Source organism: Pseudomonas sp. G166, assembly GCF_037027455.2.
Lineage (GTDB): Bacteria > Pseudomonadota > Gammaproteobacteria > Pseudomonadales > Pseudomonadaceae > Aquipseudomonas.
The window spans coordinates 4,624,274-4,632,565 of record NZ_CP146985.1 but is presented as its reverse complement, the minus strand read 5'-3'; the positions used below and the strand labels follow the sequence as shown (position 1 = coordinate 4,632,565).

The following is an 8,292-nucleotide window of genomic DNA, read 5'->3' as shown; positions in this document are numbered from 1 at the left end:
TATGGCATGAACAAAAGGCCTTTGTGAGTTCTCGTTCCCACGCTCTGCGTGGGAATGCATCCCCGTGACGCACTGCGTCACCTTCCAGAAGCGGAACGCGGAGCGTCCCTGGCGGCATTCCCACGCGGGAGCATGGGAACGATCGATCCAGGCATTAAGAAGGCCGTCGCCCAACGGCGACGGTCTTTTTTCTCGTTCCCACGCTCTGCGTGGGAATGCATCCCGTGACGCTCTGCGTCACCTTCCAGAAGCGGAACGCGGAGCGTCCCTGGCGGCATTCCCACGCGGGAGCGTGGGAATGATCGATGAAGGCAGCTGATATGGCATGAACAAAAGGCCGTCGCCTAACAGCGGCGGTTTTTTTTCGCAAATGATAAATAAACTCATTCCGGTTTTTTGCAGGTGCTGCGTCTTACTTAGGTATGTGGACAAATCGGGTCGAGCAGGACGCCCAGGCATCGGATTTGTCCAGTAAAGATTTCGCCGTCGTCCAGCCGAATGACCGTGCCCGGGGAGGGGCCGGTCGGCCACGCACAGACACATTGCCCTGAGGCAATCGACCGTGCGGGGTCTCTTGTTCTGGCGAGCGGCGGGCCCTTCGGCCCCAGGGACTTTTTACCTTTACCAATAATAGAGAGCACGATGTCATCCATTCATGAGTTGAAACCTCTGTTCAAGGCGCTCGTCATGTCCCGCGGCCTGCGTTCGCGTCGGGTGTTGGGCGGTCTGGGGCTGGTCTGCGCACTGCCCTTCAGTGCTCAGGTGATGGCGGAAGACGTTAGCATCAACATTCCCGCGCAACCGCTGCCGCAGGCACTGCAAGCGTTCGGTCAACAGACCAACCAGCAAGTGATCTACAACGCTAACGATATGGCCGACCTGAAAAGCAACCGCGTCAGCGGCAAGATGAGTCCGCAGGCGGCCATCGCCGAATTGCTCAAGGGCACCGGCGTGCGTTACAGCGTCGAGGGCAATACCCTGATGCTGGTGCGCGGTTCTGCTGGTGAAGGCCTCGAATTGGGCGCGACCACCATCAGTGCACAGGCGTTGGACGCGACGACCGAAGGCAGCAACTCCTACACCAGTAACGCCGTGACCATTGGCAAGGGCACCCACACCCTCAAGGAAATTCCCCAGTCGATCACGGTGATGACGCGCAAGCAGATGGACGACCAGAACCTGGTCAGTCTCAAGGACGCCGTCAACCAGACCACCGGCATCGTCGGCCTGCAGGGCGTTGGCCAAGGCATGATCCTGTCGTCACGCGGTTTCCAGATCGACGACTGGCAGTACGACGGTGTGCCGATCCTGCGTAACAACTATTCGCTGGGCAACTGGGCGACCCAGGACCTGATCTTCTTCGACCGCCTGGAAATCATGCGCGGCGCCTCCGGCCTGCTGCAAGGCACTGGCAGCCCTGGTGGTGCCGTCAACCTGGTGCGCAAGCGTGGCCAGAGCGCACCGACCGTGACCCTGACCGGCAAGGCCGGCTCCTGGGATCACTACGGCCTGCAACTGGACGCCGGCGGCCCGCTGAACGAGGCCGGCAACATCCGCGGCCGTATCGTCGCCGACGAAGACCAGAGCAATTCCTTCGTCGACCATGCGTGGAGCACGACCCACTCGCTGTACGGCGCGCTGGACATCGACCTGAGCGAAGACACCACCCTGGGCTTCGCGGTCAGTCAATCCAACGGTGAATCGCGCGGCAACATCCGCGGCCTGCCACGCTACGCCGACGGTTCGATGCCGGACGTGTCGCGTTCGACCTACACGGGTGCGCGCTGGAACCGTTCAGAAATCGATGTCACCACCTACTACACCGACCTGGAGCATCGCTTCAACGAGGACTGGGCGTTCAAGGTGGGGGCCGTGTACATGACCGAAGATAACCAGGCGAAAAACCAGCGAGTGCAAAGAAATGGTGGCCTCTTGGCTGATGGCAGTGGCGTGCAATATGCCGACTTCGTGACCGATTTCCAGTCCACGAAGTCTGGTCTGGACATGAACCTGACTGGCAAGTTCGAAGCCTTGTCGATGGCGCAGGAAGTCATGCTTGGCGGCAACTTCTCTCAGTTGGAGACGGATGATCGCTACGCCCGTACATTCAACAGCACCAGCGACTCTATCTTCGATCTGAACAATGACCGTCCGGACATCAGCTACGAGAGTCTGATCGCTGCGGGCGGTCAGGGCACCCTTAGTAAGTACGATATTCGCCAGAAGGGCGTGTACGGCACTTGGCGTGTCAAGCCGGTCGACGACCTGACGCTGGTGCTGGGTTCCCGGGTCAGTTGGTATGACTCCAGCTATAAGTCGAAAATCGAAAAGTCCACCGGTATCACACGCGTCGACCCAAGCATCACAACTGAAACCGGGGTGGTCACGCCCTACGGCGGTATCATCTATGACCTGAGCCGTGAGTGGGCGGTGTACGCCAGCTACACCGACATATTCCAGCCGCAAACCGAACACGATACCAGCGGTACGGTGCTCAAGCCCATCGTCGGCACCAACTACGAAGTTGGCCTCAAGGGTGAGTTGATGGACGGTCGGGTCAATACCTCCCTGGCGATCTTCCGTTACGACCACGAAAACCGTGCCATCGACGACAGCTCTAACCCGGCGTGTGTTAACTCGGACTGCTCGGCAGCCTCGGGGAAAGTGCGCAGCCAGGGTTTCGATGCCGAAATCAGTGGTGAAGTGATAGACAACCTGCAGTTGTTCGCGGGCTACACCTACAACACCACCAAGTACCTGGAGGACCCGGAAAAGGAAGGTCGTATCTACAGTACCTGGACGCCGAAACACATGCTGCGTGTGTGGGGTAACTACCAGTTCACCGGTGACTGGAGCCGTGTTAGCACCGGCTTGGGCTTCACCACCCAAAGCCACACGATGGTTTATGACTATGACCGTGAAATCCCGGGTTACACCGTATGGAATGCCCGGGTCGGCTACCAGCTGACGCCGGAAATCGCCTTGGCGGTCAATGCCAATAACCTGTTTGACAAGACGTACTTAACGTCGGCTTACAACCAGCTCAATGGCAACAACAACTTTGGTGATCCGCGTAACCTGATGTTCTCTGTGAAGTACACTCCGGAGTTCTGATTCTTGGGAGAGTGAGATAGACCCGCCTTGTGCGTGAGGTTGTTTGCTTAAGGAAACGGCGCTTTTCCCGGATGGGGAAAGCGCCGTTTTCTTTTGGGTTGGATTGGGTGCATATCCGTTGCTGCGGTAACGGCGGCTTATGGTTCCGCCCTTACGGCGGCTCACTTTCGAAGAGCGCGAAAGTAAGCAAAGCGCTTCTGCCCCACCACTCGGTGCCTCGCTTAGGCTCGGCATGCCTGAACGAAGGCATTGCTCCGTGGGCCGCCGCGAAGGGCCATCCATGGCCCAGCGCGGCTAACCCGGCATCCATGCCGGGTTGCCCACTGCGCAATACCTTCGTTCAGCCAGCGTGGTTAACGGGGCGCCGAGATCAACGTCCGACGCGAGGCGGCCTGACAGCCGGCCTGGCTCTTGCGGGTGTACACCTATCCGACCTGTTTGAGCAGGACTTGTGGGAGCGGGCTTGCTCGCGAAAGCGGCGGTTCAGTTTGCGGTGATGTTGGATGTGCCGATGCCTTCGCGATCAAGCCCGCTCCCACAGGTTTTGTGTCGTTTACAGATGCTGTGAACACTCGCAAACCCATGTGGGAGCGAGCTTGCTCGCGATAGCGGTGGTTCAGTTGCATAGGTGCTGGACATCTACTGTGCTTTGCTTTGCTTTGCTTTGCTTTGCTTTGCTTTGCTTTTGATTTTGATCTGGGACGCCCCGTTAAACCACGCTGGCCGAACGCAGGCATTGCGCAGTGGGCAACCCGGCATGGATGCCGGGTTAGCCGCGCTGGGCCATGGATGGCCCTTCGCGGCGGCCCACGGAGCAATGCCGGAGTGAGGGCATGCCGAGCCTAGGCGAGGCACCGAGTGGTGGGGCAAAGCGTTTTTGGTTACTTTTGGCGCTCTTCCAAAAGTGACCCGCTGTAAGAGCGGAACCGCCAGTGGCCGTTACCGAAGAAACGGATATACACACCAACGTTCGGGGAACACAAAACCGGCTGTCGGCGCTATTGCTCCTATGCCGTGCTGCCCAGAAAAACCTCAACCAGCGAATCAAGCAACCCATCATCAAAGATCATACCGCGGTGACGCAACGGCGAGCGCACCGAGCATCGCAGCTCGCCGGTCAAGCTGTACCCCTTGATCAAGCCCTCGCAGAATGCCAATTCGTCCGGCGTTTTTTCCGCCTGGGTCCACCAGCAACTAGGGCGTACCCGTACCGGTTTGAAGGTGAATCCATCGAAGGCCTCCAGCAACCGATCATGCACCGAGAACGCCTGGGCGTTCATGACTTCATCCTTGACGCTCTGCACGATTGACAGCAAATCGCCTCGCCCCGGCTCGATCTGGCGGGTAGCCCATTCATGGAAGGCCTGAACCGTGCTATCGGGATGTTCCTGACGGTAAGCCGCCGTACGTTCGGTGAGGGTGGGGAACAGCAGGTCGAAATATTCGATGGCCTCAAGCAGATCCTGGGAGGCCGGATCGGCGGGTTCTTCGTCAGGCAAATGCCGATGACGCGACAACGTCGCCGGATACAGGTGTTCAGGAATCGTGCTGTCCACCAGCCCGAGAAAGCTCACGGTGTGGCCCTGGCGTTCCAGCGTCGCCGCGATGTCCAGCGCAATGGTTCCGCCTAACGACCAGCCCATCAGGTAATACGGGCCCTGGGGTTGGGCGGTGACGATTTCCCGGCTGTAGTCGGCAATCATCTCGGCCCAAGCCTCAGGGTTTGCATGGGGTTCGCTGAAGCCACGGTGCATGACGCCGCTGACGCGCGCCCGTTGGTCGAGTTTGCGTGCCAAGGGCTGGTAACAGAACACGATGCCCCCGCTGGGGTGTAGGCAAAACAACTGCGGCGCGCTGTTGGGGGCGCTGTTCAACGGGATGAGGCATTGGGTCTGCTCTCGATGATTTTGCGCAATGAACAGCGCCAGCTGTGCGACGCTCGGGTTGGCCAGCAACGCTTGCAGGCGCACGCTGATGTTCAGGCGGGCCTTGAGGTTGGCAATCAGTTCGATGGCCAGGATCGAATGCCCGCCCAGTTCAAAGAAGCTGTCGTTGATGCCCACGCGCTCGACCCTGAGGGATTGTTGCCAGAGCTGTGCCAGCGCCTGTTCCAATGACGTACGCGGCGCCACGTAATCGGTTTGCCGGAGAGCGGCATCAGGTTCCGGCAAGGCCTTGCGGTCGAGCTTGCCATTGGCATTGAGCGGCCAGTGATCGATGAACAGCAGGTGACTGGGCACCATGTAGTCCGGCAATTGCGCTTTGAGGGCGGTCAACAGGTCTTCGCGTAACTCGGCTGTGGCCGCTTGCGTGGCAATCACATAAGCGACCAGTTGCAGGCCGGCGGGGCCTTCATGGGTCAACACGACACAGTCCCGGACCGCTGGCAGCGTTTGCAAACGTGCCTGGATTTCCCCCAGTTCGATGCGGAAACCGCGGATCTTGACCTGATGATCCAGGCGCCCGATGTATTCGATGCTGCCATCGCTGCGGTAGCGTGCCAGGTCGCCAGTGCGATACAGGCGGCCACCCGGCAGGGGATCGAACGGGTCGGGGATAAAGCGGCTGGCGGTCAGGTCGGCGCGCTGGTGGTAACCACGGGCCAGACCGGCCCGGCCGACATACAACTCACCGATGCAACCCTTGGGCACCGGGTTCAAGTGGGCGTCGAGCAAGTACCAGGACAGGTCGACGATGGGCTGGCCGATAGGGCTCGCGGTCTCGCTGTGCAAGTCGTCGATCGACAGCGGTCGCCAGGTGACATGGACCGTCGTTTCGGTGATGCCGTACATATTGATCAATTGCGGCGACTGGTCGCCGAAGCGTTCGAACCAGGGGCGCAAGCTCTGCACGTCAATCGCTTCGCCGCCAAAAATGACCTGGCGCAACCGGTGGACCAGAGGTTGGTCAGGCGCGCAGGCGACTTGCAGCAACGCCTTGAATGCCGAAGGCGTCTGGTTGAGCACTGTGACGTTTTCCTGGCAAACCAGAGCGTAGAAATCCTGGGGTGAACGGCTCACGGCGTGGGGCACGATGACCAGTCGACCGCCGTGCAGCAGCGCGCCGAAAATTTCCCACACGGAAAAGTCGAAGGCATAGGAATGGAACAGGCACCAGACGTCCCGGTGATCGAAGCCGAACCAATGGTCCGTGGCCTGGAACAATCGGCTGACGTTGTGGTGCGCCAGCAAGGCGCCTTTGGGCTGGCCGGTCGAGCCTGAGGTGTAGATCACATACGCCAGGTTATCCGGGTGCATCGGCACATCCGGATTGTGCTCGGGGTAGTTGCCATCGGCCTCGGCTGGGTCGAGCAACAGGCAGTTGATGTCGGCGGGCAACGCCAGGGATTCACGCAGATGAGCCTGGGTCAGGATCTGCGTCACGCCACTGTCCTTGATCATGTAAGCCAGGCGATCGGCCGGGTAGGCCGGGTCCAGCGGCACGTAGGCGCCGCCGGCCTTGAGGATCGCCAGCAGGCCGATGATCATTTGCGGTGTGCGCTCGGCGGCGATACCGACCAGCACGTCGGGCCCGACGCCTTGCTCGATCAGCCGATGGGCCAGTCGATTGGCCTGGCGGTTGAGCTCGGCGTAGCTCATGTGCTGCCCTTCAAAGGTCAGGGCTATGGCCTCACCGGTGGCGGCGGCATGGGTTTCGATCAACTGGTGCAAGCAGTGTTCACGGGGCAGCCGGGTCGGCTGGCGGTTCCAGTCGTGCAGGGTGTGCTGGCGCTCATCAGCACTGAGCAAGTGCAGTTCGCCGAGGGCGCGTTCAGGTGTTTCGATCAGGCCCCGCACCAGGTTTTGCCAGTGGCCGGCCATGCGCTCGATGGTTTCAGTGCGGTAGAGATCACGGCTGTATTCGAACGTCGCCAGTATCTGCTGCTGTGAATAGTCGACATCCAGCGCCACGTCGAACTTGGCCTGGCTGTCGCCTGTGTCGAGAAACTCCAGGGCCAGTTCGCCTTTGGACGAGGTCGGCAGGGGCGCAGAGCCGGTGCGCCAGTTGAACAAGACCTGGAACAAGCCCTGTGCGCCGGGACGTTGCAGTTGATCGAGGATCAGCTCCAGCGGGTAGTCGGCATGTTCCAGGGCCGCGAGGGACTGGGCGCGCAAACTGCGCAGAAAATCCAACGCGCTGTGGGTCGAGTCGATTCGCGCTCGATACACCTGGCTGCTGACGAAGAATCCCACCAGGTCCTGGCTTTCATGGCTATTGCGGTTGGCGTTGGGCACGCCGACGGTGAAGTCGTCCTGGTTACTGTAGCGGCCCAGCAGCAGTTGCCAGGCTCCCAGCGCCACCACGAACGGCGCAAGGCCCTGGCGTTGGCAGAACGCGTTCAGGGCCTGGGTCACGGCGGGGGCAAGCGTCACCTGCACGCGTCCGGCCCGGTGTTGCTGGCTTGCGGTGCGGGGAAAATCCAGGGGCAATTCCAGCGTGGGCAGATCGTGGCCCAGGTAGTGACGCCAATATTCGCCGCTGCGCTGGCATTGCGGACTTTGCAAATACTCGCCTCGCTGGTGGGTGGCGTAGTCGGCGTATTGCATGGGCAACGGCGGCAGCGGCGATGGATCGCCGAGCGAGGCCTGGGCGTAGGCCTGGGTCATGTCCTGCATGAGGATCGTGTTGGACCAGGCGTCGGAGACGATGTGATGCATGTTGAGCAGCAGCACATGTTCGTCGCTGTCCAGCCTGAGCAGCGTTGCCCGCATCAGCGGCGCGCGGCTGAGATCGAACGGTTGCCGGGCGTGCAGCTCGATGTGTTGTGAGAGCGTTGCGGCACGCGTCTGGGGGGCGAGGGCGCTGAGGTCCTCCCGATGCAGGGAGAGGAAGGCGTTGCGCTCGACCACCTGAACCGGCGCAGCGTCGATGTCATTGAACGCGGTGCGCAGGATGTCGTGGCGGTCGATGACCCGATTCAGCGCCTGTTCCAGGGCGTCGGCATTGAGCTCGCCCGTCAGGCGCAGGGCGCGTGGCAAGTTGTAGGCCGAACGGGCCGGGTCACGCTGGTGCTCCAGCCACAGGCGCTGCTGGGCGAAAGACAGGGGCGCGCGGTCCAGTCGGCCGTTGGACCTGGTGTGCACGTCGCGAGCGACATCCTCCAGCAGCAGCGTCAGCAGATCATCATCTAGCAGTTCGTTCATGGTGTTCTCGCGGTAAGCAGCATGGCGTCGGACG

The 8,292-nt window shown here is 60.8% G+C and carries 2 protein-coding genes; one reads left to right on the top strand and one right to left on the bottom strand.

Annotation, left to right across the window (positions count from 1 at the left end; genetic code table 11):
- Window positions 1-642 precede the first annotated feature (642 nt).
- Window positions 643-3,114 (top strand): TonB-dependent siderophore receptor, encoded by a 2,472-nt coding sequence (locus SGN16_RS20265; RefSeq protein ID WP_335944521.1) that lies wholly within the window; start codon window positions 643-645, stop codon window positions 3,112-3,114.
- 1,007 nt (window positions 3,115-4,121) lie between these two features.
- Here SGN16_RS20265 and SGN16_RS20260 read toward each other — a convergent pair.
- Entirely contained in the window at window positions 4,122-8,258 is a 4,137-nt protein-coding gene (locus tag SGN16_RS20260; protein ID WP_335944520.1) for an amino acid adenylation domain-containing protein, read from the bottom strand.
- Window positions 8,259-8,292 lie beyond the last annotated feature (34 nt).